Source organism: Spirillospora sp. NPDC000708, assembly GCF_040299565.1.
GTDB lineage: Bacteria > Actinomycetota > Actinomycetes > Streptosporangiales > Streptosporangiaceae > Spirillospora.
Genome location: NZ_JBEPCJ010000014.1, coordinates 81959 through 103987 on the forward strand (window position 1 = coordinate 81959; position 22029 = coordinate 103987).

Below are 22029 nucleotides of genomic sequence, written 5' to 3' on the forward strand. Positions count from 1 at the left end.
CACGGGCCGTCAGGTGGTGTAGTCGCGGCGGCGGAACCCGCCGAGGCCGAGTGCGACGAGCGCCGTGGTGAGGGCGGTCAGCCATAGCAGGGGCGCGACTGACACATCGCCGCCCGGTAGCTTCGGGATGTGGGTGAACGGGGACAGGTCCAGCGCGCGCTGGCTCATGCCCATCAGCGCGCCGAACTGCCCGAGGAACAGGAAGATCACCAAGGCGCCCCAACCCAGGGCGGCTGTGAGGCGGGGGAGCAGGCCGAACGCCGCCACGGTGATCGCGGCCAGCGTCCAGACGGCGGGCAGTTGGACGAGGGCGCCACCGAGGATGCGCGGCAGCTGTCGTCCGAGGTCACCGGTGCCCAGGCCGTGCACCAGCCCGGCGGCCAGTCCTGCGGCGGCGACGGCGGCGGTGGTGCCCAGGAACGCGAACAGCAGGTGCCCGGCCGCCCAGCGGAGCCGGGGCACTGAGGTGGTCAGCACGTGCTCGGCCCGCAGCTTCTCTTCCTCGCTGCGCAGTCGCAGCGTAGTGAGCACCGCATAGCCGGAGGCGATCAGTCCGACGATGCTCATGCCCGAGGCGAGGAAGGTGTCGACGAGGGTCGCCTCGCCGCCCAGGCGCGTGAACGCGTCCTTGAGGTCGGTGTTGTCGCGCAGCGCGTCGCCGACCCCCTCGGCCAGCCCGCCGAACACCGCGCCGAGGACGGCCAGCCCGGCGATCCAGGCCAGCAGCATGCCGCGGTGGATGCGCCAGGCCAGGACGAAAGGCCCGCTCAGCGCCGGTGCGGCGGTTTCGGGGCCGAGGCGCGCGGCGAACAGGCCAGCGCCCAGGTCGCGGCGGGCCGACAGCCGGAACGCCGCGGCGATCAGCAGCGCGGCGAGGGCGGCGGCGGGCAGCAGGATCCACCACCGCTCGTCGGCGAAGGGGCGCAGTTGCTGTGCCCAGCCGACCGGAGACAGCCACGACAGCCAGGCCAGCGCGTTGCCGTCGGCGTCGCCCGCCAGGCGCAGCAGGTAGGCCACGCCCAGCGTGCCGATAGCGACGCCGCGCGCTGCGCCCGCGCCCTCGGTGACCTGCGCGGCCACGGCGGCGACCGCGGCGAAGACGCATCCGCAGATGGCGAACTGCATCGCCAGCGCGAAGGACGCGCCGCCGGGCTGACCCTTGCCGGACAGCCCGGCGGTCATGATGAGGGCCAGCACCAGGTTCGCGGCGATGGTCACGATGAGGGCGGCCGCCAGCGGGGCGTGCCGCCCCATGACCGTGGCGCCCAGCAGCTCGCGGCGGCCGTTCTCCTCCTCGGTGCGGGTGTGGCGGATCACCGTGAGGATGCTGATCAGTGCCACGATCAGCGGGACTAGGCCGAGGCGCTGGGCGACGATGCCGCCGAGGCTGTCGCCGTGCAGCGGGCCGAACAGCGCGAGGAAGGCCGGGTCGCTGCCGCTGGTGTCGGCGTACTGGTGGCGGTCGGCGGCCGTGGGGAACAGGTCCTTGGTCATGGACACGAAGTTCACCGGGGCCAGTGACATCCACAGCACCCACAGGGGCAGCAGGATCCGGTCGCGGCGCAGGATCAGCCGGATCAGCTTGCGGGTGCCGGCGAGATTGCCGCTCACCGCACGCTCCCCGAGCGCGCGCCCGAATGCGTCGTGGAGGCGTCCGCGCCGGCCGCGGGGCGGTCGACGTAGTAGCGCAGGAAGAGTTCCTCCAGCGTGGGTGGTTGTGCGACCAGGTTCTGCACCCCGACGGCGATGAGCCGGCCGAGGACCTCGTTCAGCCGGTCGGTGCCGACCTCGCAGCGGATCTGCCCGTCCGCCACGTGCACCTCGTGGGCGCCGGGCAGATCGCGCGGGGCCTCGCCGGTCAGCCGTGCGGTGATCGAGGTGCGGCTGAGGTGGTGCATGTCCTGGATCGAGCCGGTCTCTACCGTCCGCCCCTCGCGGATGATGGTGATCCGGTGACACAGCGCCTCGACCTCGGACAGGATGTGGCTGGACAGCAGTACGGTGCGGCCGTTGCGGGCCTCTTCGTGGACCACCTGGCGGAAGGTCTCTTCCATCAGCGGGTCGAGCCCCGAGGTCGGCTCGTCCAAGACGAGCAGCTCCACCTCCGAGGCCAGGGCGGCGATCAGGGTCACCTTCTGCCGGTTGCCCTTGGAGTAGGTGCGGGCCTTCTTCTTCGGGTTGAGGTCGAAGCGCTCGATGAGGTCGGCTCTTCGGCGCGGGTCGATCCCGCCGCGCATCCGGGCGATCAGGTCGATGGTCTCGCCGCCGGTCAGCCCCGGCCACAGGTTGACGTCGCCGGGCACGTAGGCCAGCTGCCGGTGCAGCTCGGTGGCGTCGGTCCAGGGGTCGCCGCCGAGGACGCGGATCTGACCGGCGTCGGCGTGCAGCAGCCCCAACAGGATGCGGATCGTGGTGGTCTTCCCGGCCCCGTTGGGGCCCAGGAAACCATGGACCTCGCCGGGTTCCACGGAGAGGTCGAGCTGGTCCAGTGCGCGGGTCCGGCCGAAGGACTTCTCGACGCCGGACATCGAGATCACGGGAGTCATGCCTCGGACGGTATTCTAGATTTAGAAACTCGTAAACCTTCTAAAGCTTGAGAAGCTGTTCTTGTCGACCAGAGGGAGTGATGAGGCGTGGAGGGGACATCGGCGGGCCGGGACGAGGGCTCGGTGCGCGACTTCGTCGAGCATCTGGCGGCGGCGCTGGCCGACTTCGGCTTCCCGCCGATGTCGGCGCGGGTGCTCGTCACGATGATGACCAGCGACACCGAGACGCTGTCGGCGGCGGACTTCGGCGAACGGCTCGGCGCGAGCCCGGGCGCGATCTCCACGGCCGTGCGCCACCTGATGCACATCGGGATCCTCGTGCGCGAACCGACCGCCGGGTCGCGGAGCCATCGCTACCGGCTGACGGAGGACACCTGGTACGAGGGCAGCGTGTCCAAGGCCGTCTACTTCAAGATGATCGCGGACCTGGCCGACGAAGGCGTCGGCGTGCTGGGCGGCACCGAGACGTCGCCTGGAGCCCGGATGGCTGAGATGCGCGACTTCTTCAGGTTCTTCCAGAACGAGCTGGCCGAGATCTACAAGCGCTGGAAGCACATCAAGGCGGCAGACGCCGAACGCTCCTCGCCATCCGAGGGCATGTGACGGCCCGTCCGCCTCGGCGCACGAGGTCGCCATGGCCCCTGGTTCAGGAGTTCCTGGATCGGAGGGCGCGTTACGTGCCCGACCGAGGATCGCGGCGGTTGCACGCTGACCTGGAGGTACGCGGCGTCCTTGCGGCCGAACAGGTAGAGCGGCAGTTCGCCCAAGGGGCGGTGATGTGGGCTGTGGGGTGGCCGCGCCGTGCTCGGACAGTGTGGGTGACGCCTGGCCGATTGAAGTTCAGGCCCTTGCGCCGCGCAAGCGGCGGGCCAGGGCGCTGCTGGACGCTTTCAGGGGCACGGCGGACTGCGCGTCGCTGCGCAACGCACCGCTGATCATCCTGGCTGGCGCGGCGGAACCATCCCCAGCTCGACCGCTATGGCTCGCCCCGCGGCCACCAGCCGCCCCCGGAGGATCAGCTGATGATCAAGAGCTGGGCCTGGCATCGCCTTCAGTGCGCCCTCGCCCGCAGCGAGCCGTGCGCCATGACGCTGGTTCAGCTGTCTGAGGCGGGCATGCCGGCGGTGGGGTGGGAGGTGGTGCCCCGTTCGGCGCTCCAGCGCTCGACCAGAGCGGGCATTTCACGGAACATGAAGCCGTAGAAGTCACGCATCTCCTCCAGCCGCCGGGTGGCCGGGGAGTCGGGGCCCGCAGCGGCGATGCCTTCGTCGGCGGCCTCGAACATGGCCTGCACCATGCCGTTCTGCGCCGACATCAGCGTGGCCCACGCGCCGTCACGCAGCCGGTAGTGTTCGCGGCGGCTTCCCGGGGCGGGCACCCGCTCGATCAGCCCGACGGTGGACAGCATCTTGATCGCCCCTGACACCGAGCCGGAGCTGATGCCGAGTTGCTCGGCCAACTCGGGGGCCGTGACGCTGTCGGTGTCGGCGAACAGGAAAGCCGCCATCACGCGCGCCGTCGCCTTCTGCATGCCGCCCTGAGCCAGCGTCAAGGCCATCCGTTCGGCGGCTTCGGTGGTGTCTGCCAAGGTCGTCCCCCCTCGGTCCACGATGATAGAGCGAGCCTAACAGCTCCGAATCTTCAAAAATCTTTGAAGATTCTGATACTCTCTTGGGTCATGCGTGCGGCGATCGAGCTCACCGAGCTCACCAAGACCTATGTATCCGGGCACTGGCCCCAGCGGGTCGTTCGGCGGGGCCTCTCTGGCCTCGACCTGCGTGTGGAGACGGGAGAGGTATTCGGGTACCTCGGCCCCAACGGTGCCGGCAAGTCCACAACCATCCGGTTGCTGCTGGACCTGATCCGCCCCACCGTCGGCACCGTCCGGCTGCTGGGGCGTGACCCTCGCGCCAACGTCGAGCTGCGTCGCCGCATCGGCTACCTGGCCGGCGACTTCGTGGTCGACGGCCGCCAGAAGGCCGGTGAGTGCCTGGCCTTCCTGGGCGACATGCGCGGCGGAGTCCCCGCGGCGCGGATCATCGAGCTGGCCGACCGCCTGGCGCTGGACCTGAACGCGCGGATCAAGAGCCTCTCCAAGGGCAACCGTCAGAAGGTCGGCCTGGTTCAGGCGTTCATGCACCACCCCGAGCTGCTGATCCTGGACGAGCCCACCTCTGGGCTGGACCCGCTGATGCAGCAGACCTTTCTGGACATGGTCACCGAGGCCAAAACGGCCGGGCAGACGGTGTTCATGTCCAGCCACATCATGAGCGAGGTGGAGGCGGTCGCCGACCGGGTGGCCATCATCCGCGAAGGCCGCCTGGTCGCCCTCGACACCGTGGCCGGTTTGCGCGCTGGATCATTCCTGCAAGTGCGCATCGACTTCGCCGCGCCGGTCCAGGCCGAAGAGTTCACCGGCCTGCCCGGCATCACCGGCCTGGCGGTGGAGGGGACCACCCTGACCTGTCGTGTGGGCGGCAGTCCCGATGCCCTGATCAAGGCCGCCGCCCGGCACACCGTCACCGCCCTGCGCACCGACACCCAGGACCTGGAAGAGCTGTTCCACGCCTACTACGCCGGCGAACACTCCCAAACCGCCGCAGACGGCCGCAGCGCCTGACCCGCCAAACCTCCGCCGTTCGTGACTCCCTCTCCTGAACCCCTCACACGCAGAGGAATCGACATGACCACCGCTTCCCCGGCCGTGCCGTCCGGCACCTCTGCGCCGGCTCGCGCCTTCAGCCGCTCAATGTTCACCAAGACGCTGTTCGACAACCGGCGCGTCTTCACCGTCTGGGCGGCGGCTACCGGCCTGCTGGCGATGATGTACGCCGGCTTCTACCCGCAGGTCACCGCTGATACCGCCCGCAACGTGCCCAAGGCGATGCGCGGGTTCGGCTTGGAAGACATGACCTCGGCCGCCGGCTACCTGCAGGGAGCGGTGTTCGGGCTGCTGGTCCCGCTGCTGGCCACCTTCTACGGCGCCGCCACCGGCGCGCGCATGGTCTCCGCCGACGAGGAGTCCGGCTACCTCGAGCTGCTGCTGGCCCACCCCATCGGCCGCACCCGCCTGCTACTGCACCGCTTCGCGGCCCTGGCCACTGGCGCCCTGCTGATAGCCGCGGTGGTGCTGGGCGCCCTGCTGGCCGTGCGCACCAGCGCTGAACTCGGCACCATCCCGCTCGGCCACTTCACCGCCCAGGCCCTCAATGTCGCGCTGCTGGGCACACTGTTCGGCGCCCTGGCCACTGCCATCGGTGGCGCCACCGGCACAGGCCGCGCCACCGTGTTCGGTACCACCGCCGGGGTGGGCGTACTCACTTACGCCATCCACGGCTTCGCTCCCCAGATCGGCGCCGGCTGGCTGCGCCACCTCACGCCCTTCCACTACTACATCGATGGCGAACCCCTCAAGAACGGCATCCGGCTCGCTGACTCGGGCGCCCTGGCTGCCGTAACCGTCGTCCTCATCGCCGCCGGGACCTGGCGGTTCGCTCACCGCGACCTCGGCTGAACCCCACAGCGCCCGCCCTGAGGCGGCGCACTCCTCGCCGAGGATCTGGCACGTGAACCGTTCACCGGCAGCGGCAGTGCGCTCTCGGCGGCATCGCCGAGCCTATTTACGCTCGTCTGCTTTGCCGCCTGCAGTTAGGGCGCATCACCGGCCACGCCGACTTGCCCTCTCGTCTACCGAATGGTCGCTTCCACGCTCCTGGCGATCGGCGACTGCCTTCGCCTTGAGCGGTTCGGAGATGACCGGCGTCAGGCGCGCGGGAGCAGATGGTCGAGGAGTTGGGCGACGGTGATGACGCCGAGGAGCGGGGCGTCGGTGCCCTTCGGGTCGGTGGAGACCGCCACCACAGGGCTGCGGGTGGCGGCCATGATGCTGGCGATCTCCATCGCCGTCGCGTTGGCGTCGACGGCGGGCAGGGGGCCTTGGCCTTGGTGAGCAGGTCGGCGACGGTCTTGCCGGCGAGTTGCCGGCACAGCAGGTCGGCATGTTGCTCGTCGTAGACGCGTGCGAGGTTGGGGTCGTCCTGGACGTACTTGGGGACGATGGACCTCAGCAGCTGAGATCCGGGCAGGACCGCCTTGGGGCGCCGCTCGGTGTCGACGATGATCAGCCCGGGGAGAGCGTGCTCGGTCAGCAGCCGAGCGGCTTCCAGCGCGTTGGTGTCGGGGGTCACGGTGGGGTACTCGACGGCGAGGTCACGGGCGCGCACGCTCCGACGTTATACCAGGCCCGGTTCATGGTGTCCGCGGCCGAAGAGGGGCCCGCAGCGGGGCGGCGTCGCGTGGAAAACACCGCGAGATCCCGTTAAGGTCGTGCCTTGGTGAGCCGGGAAGTCTGGTCGGCAGGTCCTGTTTTGTCGACCCAGAAAGCCCTGGTCACCGATGACGAATCTGCTGCTGGCGTTCGCTGCGCTGCTGCTGCTGGCCGTTCTGCTGTCCAGCCTGGCGCACCGGACGGTGCTGTCGACGGCGGCGCTGTTCCTGGTCGGCGGGTTCCTGCTGGGGGACGGTGTCACCGGCGCCGTCAGTCTCCAGCCCGGCAACGGGATCGTGTCCGGGCTGGCGGAGCTGGCGCTGTTCGCGGTGCTGTTCACCGACGGGATGCACGCCGGGTGGCGTGACCTGCGCGCCGCGTGGCGGCTGCCCGGGCGGGCGCTGGGCTGGGGCCTGCCGCTCACCTTGCTGGTGACCGCGGTGCTGGCGCGGTACGTGGTCGGCCTGGACTGGATCGAATCGCTGCTCATCGCCGCGATCCTCACCCCCACCGACCCGGTGTTCGCGGCGGCGCTGGTCGGCAACGACCGTGTCCCGCCGCGGCTGCGGCATCTGCTGAACGTGGAGTCGGGCGTCAACGACGGCATCGTCCTGCCGTTCGTGGTGCTGTTCCTGGCCATCGCCAAGGGCAGTGGCGATCTGCACCTAGGGGAGCTCGCCTGGGAGCTGGCCCTGGGCCTGGTGATCGGTGTGGTGGTGCCCTGGGCCGCGATCATGCTGGAACGCACCCGGCTGTTCGCGATCTCACCGAAGTACGAGCCGCTGAACGCCGTCGCGATCGGGCTGCTGGTGCTGGCGCTCGCGCAAGCCACGCACGGCAACCTGTTCCTGGCGGCGTTCGCCGCTGGGATCACGGTCGCGTCCATGGGGGAGCAGCATCGCGCCGCGTTCGAGGAGTTCGGCGAGCTGGTCGCCGAACTGCTGAAGCTGGCCGCGCTGCTGGTGTTCGGTGCGCTGATCTCGCCGGCGTTCCTGGGCGAGGTCGGCTGGACGGGCTGGGCGTTCGCGGTGCTGGCGCTGGTGGTCGCGCGGCCGGTGGCGATCTGGGTGTCGTTCCTGAGGTCCGGGCTGACCGCCCGCGAGCAGGGCGCGGTGATGTGGTTCGGCCCCAAGGGGTTCGCCTCGGTGGTGTACGGGCTGCTGGTGCTGGACTCGCGGATCGACGCCGCTGACAAGATCTTCCACCTGGTCGCGGTGACCATCGTGCTGTCGATCCTGGCCCACTCCTCCACCGACATCATCGTCGCGCGCGGCTTCGACGAGGAACGCGACGTCCCCGCCTGGTTCGACCGGGCGCGCTCGCTGAGCCACCGCACGCACCACTCGGGGCGGGAGGACACCGGCTCCTGATCGCCGGACGGGGTGATTCGCCGTCCCCGTCATGGCGGACCAGTTCGTCGCATCCCATGACCGTTCCCCCCGACCTGGAGGCGATTTGGCCGCCGCAGCCGCAATCACGATCTTCGTCATCGCCTACGTGCTGATCGCCTCGGAGAAGGTTCCGCGCACCGCGGTGGCGCTCGGCGGCGCAGGACTGATGCTCCTGCTGCACGTCACCGACGCCCGCGCGGCCTTCTTCTCCGAAGAGACCGGGATCGACTGGAACGTCGTCTTCTTGCTGCTGGGCATGATGGTGATCGTCTCGGTGCTGCGGCAGACCGGGGTGTTCGAGTACGTGGCGATCTGGGCCGCGAAACGCGCGCGCGGCAAGCCGTACCGCCTCATGGTGATGCTGGTGGTCATCACCGCGGGCGCGTCGGCGCTGCTGGACAACGTCACCACGGTGCTGCTGGTCGCACCGGTCACCTTCCTGGTGTGCGAGCGGCTCGCGCTGAACGTCGTCCCCTATCTGATCGCCGAGGTGATGGCGTCCAACATCGGCGGCACCGCGACGCTCGTCGGGGACCCGCCCAACATCATCATCGCCAGCCGCGGTGGACTGACCTTCAATGACTTCCTGGTCCATCTCGCGCCGCTGGTGGTGGTGCTGGTCGTGGTGTTCTGCGGGCTGTGCCGGTGGCTGTTCCGCGCCTCGTTCACCTACGATCCCGAGCGCGTCGCGGCGGTCATGGCGCTGCAGGAGAAGGAGGCCATCACCGACCGGCGGCTGCTCGTCCAGGGCCTCGGCGTGCTCGGCCTGGTGATCGCCGCGTTCGTGCTGCATCCGGTGCTGCACTACGAGCCGTCCACCGTCGCGCTCCTGGGAGCGGGACTCCTGGTCGCCGCGACCAAGGTCACCATCGAGCAGGCGCTGGAAGAGGTCGAATGGCCGACCCTGGTGTTCTTCGGCGGCCTGTTCATCATGGTAGGCGGGCTGGTCGAGACCGGAGTGATCGGCGACGTCTCGCGCGCGGCGGCCGACGCGACCCACGGCAAGGTGGGTTTCACGGCGATGCTGCTGCTGTGGGCCTCGACCGGACTGTCGGCCATCGTCGACAACATCCCCTACGTCGCGACGATGAGCCCGATCGTCGCCGACCTGGTCCACCAGGAACACGCCAGCGGCGAGCACGTCCTGTGGTGGGCGCTGGCGCTCGGCTCCGACCTCGGCGGCAACGCCACCGCGATCGGCGCGAGCGCCAACGTCGTCGTGCTCGGCATCGCCGCCCGCAACGGCACCCCGATCAGCTTCTGGCACTTCACCAAGTACGGCATCATCGTCACCTTGACCACGGTGGCGATCAGTACCCCGTACCTGTGGCTGCGCTACCTATGACCGGCCCGTTCAGGCACGCTCGCCATGGCGGACCGCGTCCGGCCGAGCATGACCGTCCATGGAGACACAGCGGCCCGCGACCGGATTGACCCGGGTCAGGCGGGTACTTTCTCCGTTGGTGTGCCGGGAAGTCTGGTCGGCGGTCAGAACCCGTCTGTCCAGCGGAAGGGCGCACACCATGGGGGCGGAGAACAGGCAGCGCTACGGGAAGCCGGCGCGGTCACCTGCTGCCGCCGGGGTGATGCATGCGCGGCCCATACTGCTGTTCGCGTTCGCGTTCGCGGTGATGGCTGATCCAGTGTCGTCGGTGGCCTATGCGATCGAGGCCGCGTTGCGGGCTCTGCAGGGTGATCTCGGTCTGCTGTTCGCCACGATGAGCCTGGTGGTGGCGATCGTGGTGCTGGTCATCGTCAACTACCACCAGCTGGTGGCGCGATACCCCCAGGGCGGTGGCGCGGCCGCCGCGACCGGCGAGGCCTTCGGGGAAGGAGCCGCGTTCGTCCCGATCGGCGCACTGATCGTCGACTTCGTCCTGACCATCGCCATCAGCTCCGCCGCCGGTGCCTCGGCCGTGATCGCCGTCGCTCCCGCCCTGGCGCCGTGGCGGATCGTGATCGCGGTGCTGCTGGTCGTCGCGGTGGCGGGAGGCACCTGGTTCGGGCACCTCGGCCGGACCGTCTTCGCGGTAATGACCGTCGCATTCATCGTCGTGGCGGCCGCGGTCCTGGTGAGCGGCATATCCGCCGCTCCTCACCCGACCGGGACCATCACCTCCCACGCCGCCCACCCGCCGGTGCTGGCGGTCGCCCTGGCCTTCCCCGTCGCGATGGCGCTGGCCACCGGAATCGAAGCGCCGTCCTCGGCGATCGCGCAGCTGGGCCAGCTGGACGACCGGGGCCGCCGCCGCTTCGGCCGCATCACATTGTGGCTCACCCTGGCCATCGTCGGAACCCTGACGCTGGGGCTGACGGCAGAAGCGGTACGGCTGAAAATAGGCGTTCCCCCTTCGGACACGACCCAGATCGCCGGCCTGGCCCACGTCGCCGCTCCCGGCCCGGTGTTCGCGGCGTTCCAGGCGCTTACGGCCCTGTTGCTGCTGGCAGCCGCCAGTTCGTCGTTCCAGGCCGGGCCCGGACTTCTCAAGGCGCTGGCCCGTACCCCGAACCGCGAAGACGGCACCAGCAGCGGGATCCTGCCGGCCTGGGTGGGACGCACCAATGTCCATCACACGCCGTACTGGGGTGTCCTGGTGTTCCTGCTGATCTCCGCCGCGGCGACCGCCGCCGCAGGAGGCCGCGACCAAAGACTCGTCCTGTTCTACGCCGCGTCGGTGTTCGTCAGCTTCATCGCGGGCCTGACCGCGATGACACGCTTCTCGTTCCGCGACCGGCGGTGGACGTTCCTGGTCGTCAACGTGGTCGGTGCGCTGGCCGTCGCCTTCACACTTGTGGTCAACCTGACCCGCGGTGACCCGATCGTCTCCATCGGCGCGTCACTGGCCATCGCGGCAGGACTGTACTGGCAATGGGTCCGGGCCGGCCGCCCCCGCGGTATCCGTAATGCCGCCGCGCAAGCCGAAGCCGCCCTACCGGACGCCCGCCCATCCGGGTGAGGCGACTGCATGCCGCAGGCCCACCGGCCGAACGTGGCCGGTCGCGCGCTTTCGCAGCGGTGACATCCTGGCCCCGGCCGGCTGTCCCCGGCCAGGAAGACGTAGGCCCACGGCAGGGAGCACCTCCATGCGCGAGCGTCCGACCACTGTCACCGAGACGTCCTTCGGGCCGCTGGAGTATCGCTTCGAAGAGCGCGGGCGCTCCGTCGTGCTGATCCTGCACGGCGGGCACATGCGGGCGAGCCTGCCGCTGGGGGAGGAGGTGTTCGCCGAGGCCGGATGCTCGGTGCTGGCACCGTCGCGGGCAGGATACGGCCGCACGCCGATCGGCACCGGGCCGTCTCCCTCCCGGTTCGCCGATGCGGTCGCCGAACTCTGCGCCGGCCTGGGAATCGAGCGGCTGTCGGCGGTCGTCGGCCAGTCGGCGGGCGGCCCGACGGCGGTGATCCTCGCCGCCCGGCATCCCGACCTCGTCGAGCGTCTCATCCTGGAAAGCGCCGTCGGCTTCCTTCCCTGGCCCGACCGCCGCACGCGGCTGGGCGGAAACCTGCTGTTCGCGCCGCTGGTCGAACGCGCCAGCTGGGCGTTCGTCCACGGCCTGGTCCGTCGGGCCCCGCGGACGGCGCTGTACCTGCTGCTACGCGATCTGACCACCGGGCCGATCCCCGGGCTCGTCTCCGGGCTGTCCGCCGAACACCGCGCACTGCTGCTGGACCTCTTCGCGCGGATGCGCTCAGGCTCCGGCTTCGCTGCGGACCTGCGCAGCATGGCGCGCGGGGGGCAGGTGCCTTTCGTCGAGCAGCCGCCCTTGATCATCGCTGCTCCCAGAGATCGCGCCGTGCCCTTCGCACAGGCCGAGGCACTGGCCGCCGCCATTCCCGGCGCCCGCCTCCTCACCAGTACCGCCCCGAGCCACTTCATCTGGTTCGGGGACGATTACCCTGCCATTGCCGCCGCCATCACCGGCTTCCTCACTCGGCCGCGCCCGCCCAGGGCACAGATCTCGTGAAGGTACCTCCAGGCGCCCTGTTGCTCGCGGACTCGTGGATGTCCGGCGACTGGCAATGCGCGTAGCCGCTCCCGCGAATCGTGTGCGGCTTCTTGGCGGGGCTCAAGGCGATGTCGACTCCGAGGGTTGCGCGATTGAGACAGCAGGGAGCGCTGCACGCCGCCATCGGTTTCTGCCGGAGCCGTTTCGCGGAGCCGCCGGTGGCAGAGTGAGGGCATGCGCGTTGCGATCCTCGGGCCGGTGTCGGTGACCGATCAGGGCGTTGGCGTCGCGGTGGGCGGCGCGCGGTTGCGGGTGCTGTTGGTCAGGTTGGCGTTGGAGCCGGGTCGGCCGGTCGCGGTTGATGTGCTGGTGCGCGATTTGTGGCCGGAAGGTGGGCCGTCCGATCGCGTTCATGCGTTGCAGGCGCTGGTCTCGCGGTTGCGGCGGGTGCTGCCCGAGGGGCTGCTGCGGTCGCTGCCCGGGGGATACGTGCTGGATGTTCCGTGTGAGGCGGTTGACGCGCTGTCCTTCGAGCGGCTGGCTCGCGAGGGTGCCCGGGCTTTGCGGGAGGGCGACGCCCTTCGCGCGTCCGCCGTTCTGGGCGAGGCGTTGGAGTTGTGGAGAGGGGATGCGCTGACGGATGCGGCGGGCTTGCCGTTCGCCGACGCCGCGGCCGTCCGGCTGGAGGAGTTGCGGCTCGCCGCGACGGAGGACCGTGTCGCTGCGGACCTCGCCGCAGGAGCCGATCCTGCGGGGCTCGTCGCGGAGCTGGATGGGCTGGCGGCGCGGCATTCGCTGCGTGAGCGGGTGCAGGCGCTGCTGGTGCGGGCTCTGCACCGTGCGGGACGCCCCGCCGAGGCGCTGGCGGCGTACGAGCGGTTCCGGGACGTTCTGGCCGAGGAGTTGGGCGCCGACCCTGGGCCGGAGTCGCGGGAGGCCTACCTCGCGGTACTGCGGTCGGCTCCGCCGGAGCGGCCGCGGGGGAACCTGCGCGCCCCGTCGACCGGTTTCGTCGGGCGGGAGGAAGAGCGCGCGTGGATCGCGAGCCGGCTCTGGGAGGGGCGGCTGGTCACCCTCGTCGGCCCGGGCGGTGCGGGCAAGACGCGGCTGGCGACGACCGTCGCGGCGGAGGTGGCCGGCCGGTTCCCGGGCGGGGTGTGGCTGGTGGAGCTGGCGGCGGTCGCCGCCCCGGACAGGGTCCCGCGGGCGGTGGCCGAGGCCCTCGGGCTACGGGACGGCATGGGGCGGCGCAGCGCCACGGAGCTGCTGGTCGACGCGCTGTCGCCGGACGAGGCGCTGATCGTCCTGGACAACTGCGAGCACGTGGTGGAGGCCGCCGCCCGGCTCGCCCATGATCTCCTCGGCCGCTGCCCCGGCCTGCGGATCCTCGCGACCGGCCGGGAACGGCTCGGGCTGGACGGAGAGGCGCTGTGCCCGGTCCCGCCGATGGGCGAGGCGGAGTCGGTGCGGTTGTTCGGGGAGCGGGCGGCGGCGGTCCGGCGCGGTTTCGAGGTCGGCGCGGAGAACGCCGCCCTGGTCGGCGACATCTGCCGTCGGCTGGACGGGCTGCCACTGGCGATCGAGCTGGCCGCCGCGCGGCTGCGCACGATGCCCGCCGAGCAGCTCGCCGCGCGGCTGGAGGACCGGTTCGCCCTGCTGGGCGGCGGAGCCCGCACGGCCTTGCCGCGGCACCGGACGCTGCGCGCCGTGGTCGCCTGGAGCTGGGACCTGCTGGACGGCCCCGAGCGCCGGTTCGCCGCGCGGCTGTCGGTCTTCCCGGGGGCGATCAGCCCGGAGGGTGCGGCACGAGTCGGCGGACGGGCGAACGCCTTGGAGGCCCTCGACGCCCTCGCCGACCGGTCATTGCTCCAGGTGATCGACGGTCCGCGGCCGCTCTTCCGGATGCTGGAGACGATCCGCGAGTACGGGCTGGAGCAGCTGGAGGCGGCGGGGGAGACCGGCGCGGCGCGGGCGGCTCATCTGGCGTGCTTCCTCGACCTGGCCGAACGCGCGGAGCCGCACCTGCGCGGCGCCGGGCAGTTGCACTGGATCGAAAGGCTGGATGGCGAGCGCGACAATCTGTCCGCGGCGCTGGCGTGGGCGGTCGAGTCGGACGGCGCCGCGTCCGCCGTCCGCCTTGGGGCGGCGCTCGCCTCGTTCTGGATGATCCAGGGGGATCACGCCGAGGCGGCACGGCGGTTGCGCCTCGTGCTGGGGATGCGGGGTGAGGAAACCGTCCCAGGCGACGCCGCCGCGGTGGCTCTTGGCAGTTACGCGTTCAACACCGTCCTGTCAGGCGGCGGCGCTCGCGATGATCCGCTGCTTCGACGGTTACGACCGGGCGCGGCCGCCGGGCATCCGCTCGCCGCGCTCGCCGAACCGTCCGCCGCGCTGCTCGACGACGACCCCGTCCGCGGGCTCGCGGCCGTCGACCGCGGCCTGAGCGCGGAGCCGGATCCCTGGGCGTGTGCCGCTCTGCACCTGGTGCGGGCGATGCTGAACGGTAACCGCGGTGCCATGGACGAGGGCGCCCGCGACATCGCCGCGGCCCTGGCGGGATTCCGGCGGTCCGGTGAGCGGGCGGGGCTGGCGTTGGCGCTGGCGTTCTCGGCGGAAACACGGACGGTGGCGGGCGACTTCGAGACCGCGATCGCCGAGCTGGAGGAGTCCGTCGAGCTGCTGCGCGAGCTGGGGCAGGAGGGAGGCGCGGGAATGCAGCGGGTGATGCTCGCGGTGGCCCGGGCCCGCTCCGGCGACGTCGGGCGGGCCCGGGACGAGCTCGCCGCGATGACCGGCCCTGGTGCCGCGACGCCGGTCCGGCACCTGGTCCCCGCGCATCTCGCCCTTGGCGACATCGCCCGCCACGACGGCGACGCCGACGAGGCCCGCTACCATTACGCGGCCGCCGAGCAGTACCTCGCCCGCGTCCCCTCCTACCCCCAGTTCGGTTCGCTGGTGGAGACCGCGATGGCGCACCTGGCGATCGAGGCGGACGACCCGGACGGAGCCCGCCGCCGTCTCCGCAAAGCCCTTGCCCTGGCCATGGATGCGCCCGACCTGCCGATCGCCGCGGTCGCCGGCATCGCGGTGGCACGGCTGGGCGCCGCGTCCGCGCCTGAGGCGGCGGCCGAGACCCTCGGCGCCGCATCGGTTCTGCGCGGTTCGCCCGACGCGTTCAATCCCGATGTCGTCCAGGCGTCCCGGCTGCTGCGGCGCGCCCTGGGGGAGCGCGCCTACCGGGACGCCTACGCGAAGGGCGCCGCCCTGAAGGTCGCCGACGCGCTCGCCCTTCTGGACGATCAGCTGCGCCGCCGGTAGGCGGCCACCGCGAGCGGCGCGAATACCATCAGGAACATCGCCGACCACACCAGCGTGAGCATTGCCTGGTGCGCGACCGGCCCGCCGATCAGCAGGCCGCGACAGGCGTCCACGGCGTGGCTCACCGGGTTCACCTTCACCCACGCCCGCAGCCAGCCGGGCAGGGTGCGGGTCGGCACGACCATGCTCGTCCCGAAGGCCAGCGGGAAGATGCCCAGGAACGCCACCGACTGCACGATGACCTCCTCCCGGATCAGCACGCCGATCAGCACGGTGATCCAGCTCATGCAGAACCCGAGCGTCACCGCCAGCGCCGCCGCGCCGAGCGCCCGCAGCGGCCCGGTCTCGACGCGGAAGCCCAGCAGGTAGCCGGTGGCGAACAGCACCACCACGGCGACGGCGTAGCGGATCAGGTCGCCCATGACCGAGCCGGCGAGCGGAGCCGACCGGCCGATCGGCAGGCTGCGGAACCGGTCGAACACGCCCTTCTTGATGTCGGTGTTGATGCTGAGCCCGGTCGCCAGCATCCCGACCAGGATCGCCGTCATCACCAGCACGCCGGGGAAGATGTACTGCAGGTACCGGTGCGTCGAGCCCGCCACCGCGCCGCCGAACAGGTACACGAACAGCAGCAGGAAGATGATCGGGACGAACAGGGCGTCGCTGAGCAGGCCCGGGTTCCGCCGGTTCTTGGTCAGGCTGCGGCCCGCCAGTAGCAGGCTGTGCCGGACGAGCCCGAACGGCCGCCTGGCCGGCGGAACGATCGTCGTCGTGGTGTCGATGGTCGCGGTCATGCGGCCTCTCCCTCGCTGGTGTCGCCGGTGCGGTGGCCGGTCAGGGTGAAGAAGACCTCGTCCAGGCTCGGCAGCCGCAGTGACAGTTCGGTGACGGAGATCCCCGCGGCGGCGAGGCGCCGGACGGTCTCGGCGAGCGCGCGGTCCCCGTCCTCGCCGACGACCGGGGCGACGAGCACGCCTCGGCTGGGCGACTCGGCGTCGCGGCCGGTCACCGTGTTGAGGACCGCCGCGGTCTCCACCAGCCGTCCGGGGTCGCGCGGCCGGACGGTGAGGGTCTGCCCACCCGCGACGCGCTTCAGGTCCGCGGGCGTCCCCGTCGCGATCACCCGGCCGTGGTCGATCACCGTGATCGCGTCGGCGAGCGCGTCGGCCTCCTCCAGGTACTGGGTGGTCAGCAGGACGGTCCCGCCGTCGGCCGTCATCGATCGGATCAGCCGCCACGCTTCCTCCCGGCGCCCGGGGTCCAGGCCCGTCGTCGGCTCGTCCAGGAAGATCACGGCGGGCCGGGCGATCATGCTGGCGGCCAGGTCGAGGCGGCGCCGCATCCCGCCCGAGTACGTCGACACCTTGCGCCCCGCGTCGTCGGTCAGCCCGAACCGCTCCAGCAGTTCGACGGTGCGGGCGCGCGCCTCGGCCTTGCGCAGGTCGAGAAGCCGCCCGATCAGCACGAGGTTCTCGGCCCCGGTCAGGTCCTCGTCCACGGACGCGTACTGCCCGGTGAGCCCGATCAGCCGGCGCACCCTCGCGGCGTCGCGCACCACGTCCAGTCCCCGCACCTCGGCCCGCCCCGCATCGGGCCGCAGCAGCGTCGCGAGCACCCGCACGGCCGTCGTCTTCCCCGCGCCGTTTGGGCCCAGCAGCCCGAGCACACTGCCCGGGGGAGCCGATAGGTCCACACCGTCCAGCGCGACCGTCTTACCGAATTTCTTGACCAGGCCCTCGGCCCGGATCGCGTCGTCCATGACGGCGACGGTGCCGCAGACCGCTCACAGATCGCTCACAGCGCCCGGATCGCATGAGCGGCCGCCTCGTCCGACGCGACGACTACACGGCCGACCGGGGACCATCTACGTCACAGGCTGCCGGCCGGCGCCTCACCGGTCGTTGCGGGGCAGTGCCTTTCGGAGCGTGACGATGGTTCCTCCCTCGGGAGCCGGGGAGTAGGCGACGGAGGTGACGTTGGCGGCGATCAGAGCGAGACCCCGGTAGGGGGCGGTGATGTGCGAGATCTCGGCTCGGTCGAAGCCGGGGCCGTGGTCGGTGACGGTGACGACGACGTCGCCGGTCGGCTCGGTCCGCACGTCGACGGCGGGGTCCGGGGTCGCCGCGTGCCGTATGGCGTTGCTGACCGCCTCCCAGACGGCGAGGTGGAGAGCGTCGAAGAACGCCGAGGTCATGAGGACGTGGCCGAGACCAGAGCGCAGCCGCTCCTCGAGTTGTTGTGGGGTCATCGGGTGAGGTGCCTTTACGGCCGGGACGAAGCGTGACGACTGCTGAGGCCGGTCGGGCTGTCCTGCACGCCGGGGATTCGTACTCGGTCACACGGATGTCTGTTGCGGAGGGGCGGATGCTTCGGTCAGGGCGTCTGAGATCGCGTTCGTCGGCTCGGCCGAGACCGCGGCCGCCGGCCGGGGAGCGTGGAGGGCGCGGAGGACCGCTTGGTGGGTGACCCATCCGACGAGGGCGGAGCGGTCGGTGTCGAGGACGGGCAGGCCGGTGCCGTCGGTGGTGGTCAGGTGGTGGAGGGCGTCGGCGAGGGGCATGTCGGCGGTGAGCGGGGCGGGCATCTCGGCCAGCGCGCCCACGGTCGCCGGACGGCCGCCTTCCGTCCCGCGGGGTTCGGGGTCGGCCAGGGCTTCGGCGGCCGCGCGGGAGGTGACGAGGCCTTGGTAGGCGCCGTCGCCGTCGATGACGGGGAGGGCGCCGTGGGCGGACAGGGCCAGGCGCCGGGACGCGGGGGCGATGGTCGAGGAGGCGGGCAGGGGCTCGGGGACCGGGGCCATGACGGTCGAGACCGGGGCGGTCATCCGCGGGTCGACGGACGGCGCGTCCAGGTCGACGCCGCGGCGGCGCAGCTTGAGGGTGTAGATGGTGTCGGGTGTGAGCCGCCTGCCGATCAGGGCGGCGACGACGATGGCGGTCATCATCGGCAGGATGATGGAGTACTCGCCGGTGAGCTCGAAGAGGATGACGACGGCGGTGATGGGCGCGCGGGCGGCGCCGGCGAAGACCGCGCCCATGCCGACGAGGGCGTAGGCGCCGGGCGAGGCGGTGAGGGACGGGACGGCGTGGTGGGCGGCGGCGCCGAAGGCGCTGCCGAGCATGGCGCCCATGAACAGGCTGGGGGCGAACACGCCGCCGGAGCCGCCGATGCCGATGGTCAGGCTCGTCGCGGCGATCTTCGCCATAAGCAGCACGAGCAGGAAGGCGATGGCGTACCGGCCGTTGACGGCGTTCTGCAGCACGGGGTAGCCGACGCCGTACATCTGCGGGACGGCGAGCAGGAGGAGTCCGAGGAGCAGGCCGCCGGCGGCGGGGCGGAGCCACTCGGGGCCGCGCCAGGCCCGGTCGCACAGGTCCTCGACCAGATACAGGACGCGGGTGAACCCGACTCCGACCACCGCGCCGAGCAGCCCCAGCAGGGCGAACAGGACGTACTCGGCGGGGTGGGCGACCTCGAAGTGGGGCGGTGACATGAAGGGCTCGGAGCCGAGGACGGCGCGGCCGATGACGCTGGCGGTGACGCTGGCGAGCACCACGACGCCGAAGGATTCGACGGTGTAGTCGCGCAGGATGAGCTCCATGGCGAAGAAGACCCCGGCCATGGGCGCGTTGAAGGTGGCGGCGATGCCACCGGCGGCGCCGCAGGCGACCAGGATGCGCAGCCGGTTCTCGGTCAGGCGGGCCAGGCGGCCGAGGGCCGAGCCGAGCGCCGCGCCGATCTGCACGATGGGCCCTTCGCGGCCGACCGAGCCGCCCGACCCGATCGTCAGCGCCGACGCCAGGGACTTGACGACGGCGACCTGGGCGCCGATGCGGCCGCCGCGCTGTGCCACGGCGAACATGACCTCGGGGACTCCATGGCCGCGGGCCTCGGGGGCGAAGCGATGCACCAGCGGCCCGTAGACCAGCCCGGCCACCACCGGAACGAGCAGCACGAAGAACGGCCCGAGCCACGGCAGGTACGGGTTGGCCGCGTGGCCCGCGACCGAGTAGTCGGCATGCCCGGTGAACAGGTGGGTGAACGCGGTGATGAGCTCCCGGAACACGACCGCGCCGAGCCCGGCCCCGCAGCCCACCAGCAGGGCCAGGGCGATCAGCCCGCCCTGCGTTTCACGGAGCCGCGTGACCAGGAGGCGAGCGCCTGTCTCGACGGGTATCTCTCGACGGCTGACCGTGTTGCCCACTGTTGAGTCGTCCCTCCCTGTCCGTCCCGTAACTTTTGCAGTATGCAACATTTTTGCCGCGAATGACATTCCCCAGGCCGAGCCGGTGGCGACGGAGCGCGACTGGCGCGCCCGTTGCCGGAGCGGTAGAAACATGATCGTGATCCAAGGAAGTGGGGACGCCGGTCCCGAAGTCGGGGATGTCGACGAACTCACCTCGGCGATGCTGACCGCCTCGCGGCTGCTCGTCGCGGTCGCGGCCCGGTCGCTGGCGGCCGTCGAGGACGCGGTGACGCTGCCGCAGTTCCGTCTGCTGGTGGTGCTGTCCTCGCAGGGGCCCGCCAAGCTGGTGACGCTCGCCGGCCTGCTCGACGTCAACCCGTCGACGGCGATGCGCATGGTCGACCGCCTGGTCGCCTCTGGACTGGTCGATCGCCGGGCCAGTCCCGACAGTGGCCGGGAGATCCGAATCGAGCTCACCCCGGGCGGGCGCGCTGTGGTGGACCAGGTGACGGCCCGGCGGCGCGCCGATATCGCCGAGATCGTCGCGCGTATGCCGCCGGGCGAACGCAGTGCCCTGGTCGCCGCGTTGCGGGCGTTCAGCGAGGCCGGAGGCGAGCCACCGGTCTCCGACGCCGTTCCGCTCGGCTGGGAGTGAGGCCTTCTCCGCGAAGCCGCCCCTGAGGGCGGCGTGCCGCCTCGGTATGAGCGCTCGGCGGGTGCCGGAGGCGTGCTGCTCCTCGTGGCGAAGCAGCTCCGTTCCGTTGCAACTATTGCACTATGCAATGGAAGCGGGGATGCTTGCTCAGGCGTAACGGCGACCGCGTGCAGTGAAGGGGGATGCGGTGGCGCGGAGAAGAGGTCGGCCGGTGCCCTACGGCTACCGGTGCATTCGTGATGAGCGGGGGCGGTACGTGACGCAGCTGCCCATGGAGCCGCAGGCCAGCGTCGTCCGGGAGATCATCAGCCGGGTCGCCCAGGGGCAGGGCATCCTGCCGATCATCCGTGAGCTCGAGGGCAGGGGCGTCCGGGCTCCGCGGGGCGGGCCGCGCTGGTCATGGTCGGTCGTCCACGACATCGTCCGCAATCCCGCCTATATCGGCAAGACCACCGCCGATGAGGAGGAGCGGGTGGCGTGGGCCCCCCTGGTGCCCGAGCGGCTGTTCTTCGATGCGCAGCGCTCTCTCAGCGGATCCGACGATCCGCCCAGGGCCGATCCACCCAGGGCCTATCCGGCCTTGAGCCTGCTGCTGTGCGCCGCCGGCTCCGGCTACGGGATGGCCGCCGGCTGCCTTCAGTTGGTCACCTGAGGCGGTGCGCGCCGCGCTCGGTGGGTGCTCGCCATTGCAGGAGCAGCATGGCGGCGTCATCGTCCAGCGGTGCGCCCCGGAAGCGGGTCAGATCCGCTTCCAGTGCGTCCAGAGCCGCCTCGGGGTCGTCGGCGGCCAGAAGGTGCGCCGCTCGATCGGTCAGCGGGTAGAAGGTGCCTTCCTGGTCACGGGTCTCCACGACCCCATCGGTGTAGAGGAGCAGCCGGTCGCCCGGTTCCAGCTTCTGCGCGCGTGCCGGTACCGGCGCATCGGCAAGGCCGGACAGGCCGAGCGGGGGCGCGGGCTCGGGCGGATCGACCGGCTCGACGAGCCCGTCGCGGTGGAGCAGGAGTGGGGCCGGATGGCCCCGGTTGAGCAGCGTCGCGCCGTAGTCCGGCTGGATCTCGGCCAGAATCGCGGTGACGAACTGCTCGCTGGTCAGATGCCGGGTGAGGGCCGTCTCGATGCGGGCGGCCACGCCATCGAGACAGGGCTCGTCGTAGGCGGCTTCGCGGAAGGCGCCGAGCACCACCGCGGCGGTCTCGACGGCGTCCAGGCCCTTGCCCTGCACGTCTCCGACGATCACGCGGACGCCGTGTTGCGTGGGCACCACCTCGTACAGGTCGCCGCCGATCCTCGCGTGGGCCGCCGCGGAGACGTAGCGGACGGCGGCCTGGACGGGACCGACCTTGCGGGGCATCGGACGCAACAGCACGCGCTGCGCCACCTCCGCGACGGTCCGCACGTCGGCGAGCTCCCGCTCATTGCGCTCGCGGAAGCCGGCGGCGAGCATGCCCGCGGCGGCCACGCCGATGATCGAAACGAACGTGAGGGTGTTGGCCCGGGTGCCGAGCTTCTGATCGTAGAGGCCGAGTATGGCGCAGAGGGCGACGGCGAGTGCTCCGACGGCGGCGGTGCGCCGGACCCCGCAGGAGAGGCTCGCGAAGGCGGGACCGAGCGACAGCAGCGGCAGGTAGCCCACGCCGGACCCGGCGAGAACATCGACGGCGGCGACCACGGTCATCATCCCGAAGGGAAGAACCCTCAGGAATCGTCGCCTGCCCCC

19 protein-coding genes are annotated in these 22029 nt (G+C 71.3%); 10 read left to right on the forward strand and 9 right to left on the reverse strand.

The window, feature by feature from the left end; genetic code table 11:
- Positions 1–9 precede the first annotated feature (9 nt).
- Both ABT299_RS13165 and ABT299_RS13170 read right to left on the reverse strand, forming a co-directional pair.
- Complete coding sequence (locus tag ABT299_RS13165) at positions 10–1611, reverse strand: ABC transporter permease (RefSeq protein ID WP_500250871.1); 1602 nt, start codon at positions 1609–1611, stop codon at positions 10–12.
- The gene (locus tag ABT299_RS13170; RefSeq protein ID WP_500250872.1) at positions 1608–2546 is read right to left on the reverse strand and encodes an ABC transporter ATP-binding protein; all 939 of its coding nucleotides are present in this window, start codon (positions 2544–2546) and stop codon (positions 1608–1610) included. The genes ABT299_RS13165 and ABT299_RS13170 overlap by 4 nt, the downstream gene beginning before the upstream one ends.
- 87 nt (positions 2547–2633) lie before the next feature.
- Between ABT299_RS13170 and ABT299_RS13175 the strand changes: the two genes are divergently transcribed.
- Entirely contained in the window at positions 2634–3149 is a 516-nt protein-coding gene (locus ABT299_RS13175; RefSeq protein WP_500250873.1) for a GbsR/MarR family transcriptional regulator, read from the forward strand.
- A 493-nt stretch (positions 3150–3642) separates the two neighbouring features.
- Here ABT299_RS13175 and ABT299_RS13180 read toward each other — a convergent pair whose 3' ends face one another.
- On the reverse strand, positions 3643–4134 hold the full coding sequence (locus tag ABT299_RS13180; RefSeq protein ID WP_500250874.1) for a GbsR/MarR family transcriptional regulator: 492 nt from the start codon (positions 4132–4134) through the stop codon (positions 3643–3645).
- 90 nt (positions 4135–4224) lie between these two features.
- On the opposite strand from ABT299_RS13180, the gene ABT299_RS13185 reads away from it, so the two are divergent.
- Positions 4225–5166, forward strand: a complete 942-nt coding sequence (locus ABT299_RS13185; RefSeq protein ID WP_500250875.1) for an ABC transporter ATP-binding protein — start codon at positions 4225–4227, stop codon at positions 5164–5166.
- Positions 5167–5229: 63 nt separating this feature from the next.
- Positions 5230–6060, forward strand: coding sequence for an efflux permease Rv1217c-related protein (locus tag ABT299_RS13190; protein ID WP_500250876.1), 831 nt, complete (start codon positions 5230–5232; stop codon positions 6058–6060).
- Positions 6061–6308: 248 nt separating this feature from the next.
- On the opposite strand, the gene ABT299_RS13195 is transcribed toward ABT299_RS13190, so the two are convergent.
- Positions 6309–6446, reverse strand: a complete 138-nt coding sequence (locus ABT299_RS13195; protein WP_500250877.1) for a hypothetical protein — start codon at positions 6444–6446, stop codon at positions 6309–6311.
- A 495-nt stretch (positions 6447–6941) separates the two neighbouring features.
- Between ABT299_RS13195 and ABT299_RS13200 the strand changes: the two genes are divergently transcribed.
- The 5 genes from ABT299_RS13200 (at position 6942) to ABT299_RS13220 (ending at position 15470) form a co-directional block, all read left to right on the forward strand.
- Positions 6942–8183 carry a cation:proton antiporter gene (locus tag ABT299_RS13200; protein ID WP_500250878.1) on the forward strand — a complete coding sequence of 414 codons (1242 nt, stop codon included), beginning with the start codon at positions 6942–6944 and terminating at the stop codon, positions 8181–8183.
- A gap of 85 nt (positions 8184–8268) precedes the next feature.
- The gene (locus ABT299_RS13205; RefSeq protein WP_500250879.1) at positions 8269–9549 is read left to right on the forward strand and encodes an ArsB/NhaD family transporter; all 1281 of its coding nucleotides are present in this window, start codon (positions 8269–8271) and stop codon (positions 9547–9549) included.
- 178 nt (positions 9550–9727) lie between these two features.
- Positions 9728–11161 carry a hypothetical protein gene (locus ABT299_RS13210; RefSeq protein WP_500250880.1) on the forward strand — a complete coding sequence of 478 codons (1434 nt, stop codon included), beginning with the start codon at positions 9728–9730 and terminating at the stop codon, positions 11159–11161.
- 127 nt (positions 11162–11288) lie between these two features.
- Positions 11289–12170, forward strand: a complete 882-nt coding sequence (locus ABT299_RS13215) for an alpha/beta fold hydrolase (RefSeq protein WP_500250881.1) — start codon at positions 11289–11291, stop codon at positions 12168–12170.
- A gap of 399 nt (positions 12171–12569) precedes the next feature.
- Entirely contained in the window at positions 12570–15470 is a 2901-nt protein-coding gene (locus ABT299_RS13220) for an ATP-binding protein (RefSeq protein ID WP_500250882.1), read from the forward strand.
- Here the strand turns inward: ABT299_RS13220 and ABT299_RS13225 are convergent.
- The 4 genes from ABT299_RS13225 to ABT299_RS13240 all read right to left on the reverse strand — a co-directional run bounded on the left by ABT299_RS13225 (position 15452) and on the right by ABT299_RS13240 (position 19674).
- A complete protein-coding gene (locus ABT299_RS13225; protein WP_500250883.1) occupies positions 15452–16264 on the reverse strand; it encodes an ABC transporter permease in 813 nt (270 codons plus the stop codon). The genes ABT299_RS13220 and ABT299_RS13225 overlap by 19 nt on opposite strands.
- Positions 16261–17229 carry an ATP-binding cassette domain-containing protein gene (locus ABT299_RS13230; RefSeq protein ID WP_500250884.1) on the reverse strand — a complete coding sequence of 323 codons (969 nt, stop codon included), beginning with the start codon at positions 17227–17229 and terminating at the stop codon, positions 16261–16263. Before ABT299_RS13230 ends, ABT299_RS13225 begins: the two co-directional genes overlap by 4 nt.
- Positions 17230–17361: 132 nt before the next feature.
- Positions 17362–17718: an ATP-binding protein gene (locus ABT299_RS13235; protein WP_500250885.1), complete on the reverse strand. Its 357-nt coding sequence runs from the start codon at positions 17716–17718 to the stop codon at positions 17362–17364.
- 87 nt (positions 17719–17805) lie between these two features.
- The gene (locus ABT299_RS13240) at positions 17806–19674 is read right to left on the reverse strand and encodes a chloride channel protein (protein WP_500250886.1); all 1869 of its coding nucleotides are present in this window, start codon (positions 19672–19674) and stop codon (positions 17806–17808) included.
- 133 nt (positions 19675–19807) lie between these two features.
- Here ABT299_RS13240 and ABT299_RS13245 point away from each other — a divergent pair, with 133 nt between their 5' ends.
- Both ABT299_RS13245 and ABT299_RS13250 read left to right on the forward strand, forming a co-directional pair.
- Positions 19808–20311, forward strand: coding sequence for a MarR family winged helix-turn-helix transcriptional regulator (locus tag ABT299_RS13245; RefSeq protein ID WP_500250887.1), 504 nt, complete (start codon positions 19808–19810; stop codon positions 20309–20311).
- A 256-nt stretch (positions 20312–20567) separates the two neighbouring features.
- Positions 20568–20963, forward strand: a complete 396-nt coding sequence (locus ABT299_RS13250; RefSeq protein ID WP_500250888.1) for a recombinase family protein — start codon at positions 20568–20570, stop codon at positions 20961–20963.
- Here ABT299_RS13250 and ABT299_RS13255 read toward each other — a convergent pair.
- Positions 20956–21987 (reverse strand): PP2C family protein-serine/threonine phosphatase, encoded by a 1032-nt coding sequence (locus tag ABT299_RS13255; protein ID WP_500250889.1) that lies wholly within the window; start codon positions 21985–21987, stop codon positions 20956–20958. The two genes, ABT299_RS13250 and ABT299_RS13255, sit on opposite strands and share 8 nt — an antisense overlap.
- Positions 21988–22029 lie beyond the last annotated feature (42 nt).